The sequence below is a fragment of the bacterium genome (genome assembly GCA_030654305.1).
Taxonomy (GTDB): Bacteria; Krumholzibacteriota; Krumholzibacteriia; order LZORAL124-64-63; family LZORAL124-64-63; genus PNOJ01.
Map to the genome: position 1 here is coordinate 1 of JAURXS010000248.1, position 1,659 is coordinate 1,659.

General features: G+C 68.2%; 2 protein-coding genes, 4 tRNA genes and 1 other RNA gene. All 7 read left to right on the forward strand.

The genetic code is table 11. The features are described 5' to 3' along the window. Positions 1–27: 27 nt before the first annotated feature. Positions 28–104, forward strand: a tRNA-Arg gene (locus Q7W29_07075). Positions 105–172: 68 nt separating this feature from the next. Continuing rightward, positions 173–664, forward strand: a complete 492-nt coding sequence (locus Q7W29_07080) for a nucleoside deaminase (GenBank protein ID MDO9171578.1) — start codon at positions 173–175, stop codon at positions 662–664. Between the two features lie 80 nt (positions 665–744). Beyond that, a tRNA-Ser gene (locus tag Q7W29_07085) sits at positions 745–832 on the forward strand. A gap of 16 nt (positions 833–848) precedes the next feature. After that, positions 849–938, forward strand: a tRNA-Ser gene (locus Q7W29_07090). A gap of 32 nt (positions 939–970) precedes the next feature. Further along, positions 971–1,046: transfer RNA gene (locus Q7W29_07095), tRNA-Ala, on the forward strand. A 52-nt stretch (positions 1,047–1,098) separates the two neighbouring features. Next, an RNA gene (gene ffs / locus Q7W29_07100) (signal recognition particle sRNA small type) lies at positions 1,099–1,196 on the forward strand. 34 nt (positions 1,197–1,230) lie between these two features. Beyond that, positions 1,231–1,659, forward strand: a 429-nt coding sequence (locus tag Q7W29_07105; protein ID MDO9171579.1) for an AAA family ATPase, incomplete at its 3' end; no start/stop codon positions are given.

Below are 1,659 nucleotides of genomic sequence, written 5' to 3' on the forward strand. Positions count from 1 at the left end.
CGGGGGGAATGGTATATTGCCGCGGTCGCGCCCATAGCTCAATTGGATAGAGCATCTGACTACGGATTAGAAGGTTGGGGGTTCGAATCCTCCTGGGCGCGCCACTTCGAGCGACCCGCCGCCGGCGGGTCGCTCCATTCCCGGGATGCACGTTCCGACGAGGATCGCGGCCATGGACTTGGATACCGGTCTCTTCGTCAGCCACGAGCGCTGGATGCGCCTCGCCCTGGCGGAGGCGCGCGCCGCCGGCGAGGCCGGGGACGTGCCCGTCGGTGCGGTCGTCGTGCACCGGGACCGGGTCATCGGCCGCGGCCGTAACCAGGTCGAGGCGCTCAAGGACCCGACGGCCCACGCGGAGATCCTCGCGCTCGGAGCGGCGGCCGCCTCGCTGGGCGACTGGCGTTTGGACGAGTGCACGCTCTACTCGACGCTCGAGCCCTGCACGATGTGCGCCGGCGCCGTCCTGCTCGGCCGCCCGCGGCTGATCGTCTACGGGGCGACCGACCCGCGCGCCGGGGCCCTGGTGTCGACCGCGCGCTTGTTGGAGACCAATCCCTACCGCCTCGTCTTCGAAGTGCTGGGCGGAGTCCTGGAAGCCGAGTGCGCGGACCTGCTGCGGGATTTCTTCCGGCGGCTGCGCGCCCGGGGGGGCGCTGAGGGCTGAAAAACCGGGAATTCCGTGCCGCGGCGCGAGTTGATTTCAGTCCGGGTCCGTGCTATATTGCCGGCCGCATCGAATCGAGCGGAGAGTTGCGAGAGCGGTCGAATCGGCACGACTGGAAATCGTGTGTACCGCAAGGTACCCAGGGTTCGAATCCCTGACTCTCCGCCATGATCGCGAACGGGGCGGAGAGGTGCCGGAGCGGTTGAACGGGGCGGTCTCGAAAACCGTTGAACACGCAAGTGTTCCCAGGGTTCGAATCCCTGCCTCTCCGCCATGATCGCCGCGCTCTGAACGACAGTACCGGGTGGGGATGTAGCTCAGCTGGGAGAGCACTACGTTCGCAACGTAGGGGTCGTCGGTTCGAACCCGATCATCTCCACCACCTCATCTCGAAGTGATTTCTCGCTGGGGAAGGAACCCCGACCGACTCGATGGGCCAGGCCCGGTGCGACGCCGGTGAGCTAACCCCGTCAGGACTGGAAAGTAGCAGCGGTACGCGGAAGCTGTCGTGTGCGCCGCCAGCCTGGCCCACCTTCCCCCGACAGACCCTTCTCCACGAAGGTGCCATGTCCTACCACGCGCTGGCCCGCAAGTACCGCCCCGCAACCTTCGATGCGATGGTGGGCCAGGAGCACGTCACGCGCACGCTGCGCGCGGCGCTGCGCCGCGACAAGCTCGCCCACGCCTACCTGTTCTCCGGCCCCCGCGGCTGCGGCAAGACCACCGTGGCGCGGCTGCTGGCCAAGGCCCTGAACTGCACGGCCGGCGTCAAGGACGAGCCCTGCGGCGCCTGCGAGGCCTGCGCGGCGGTCGCCGCCGGCTCGTCGCTGGACGTGCTGGAGATCGACGCCGCGAGCCACACCGGCGTGGACAACGTGCGCGAGCTGCGCGACATGGCCCAGTACACGCCCAGCCCCGGGGCGAGCCGGGTCTTCATCATCGACGAGGTCCACATGCTCTCGAAGGGGGCCTTCAACGCGCTGTTGAAGATCCTC

Excerpts from the sequence above, each read along its gene's own strand:
- Q7W29_07080 (MDO9171578.1), top strand. The coding sequence starts at position 173 with ATGGACTTGGATACCGGTCTCTTCGTCAGCCACGAGCGCTGGATGCGC.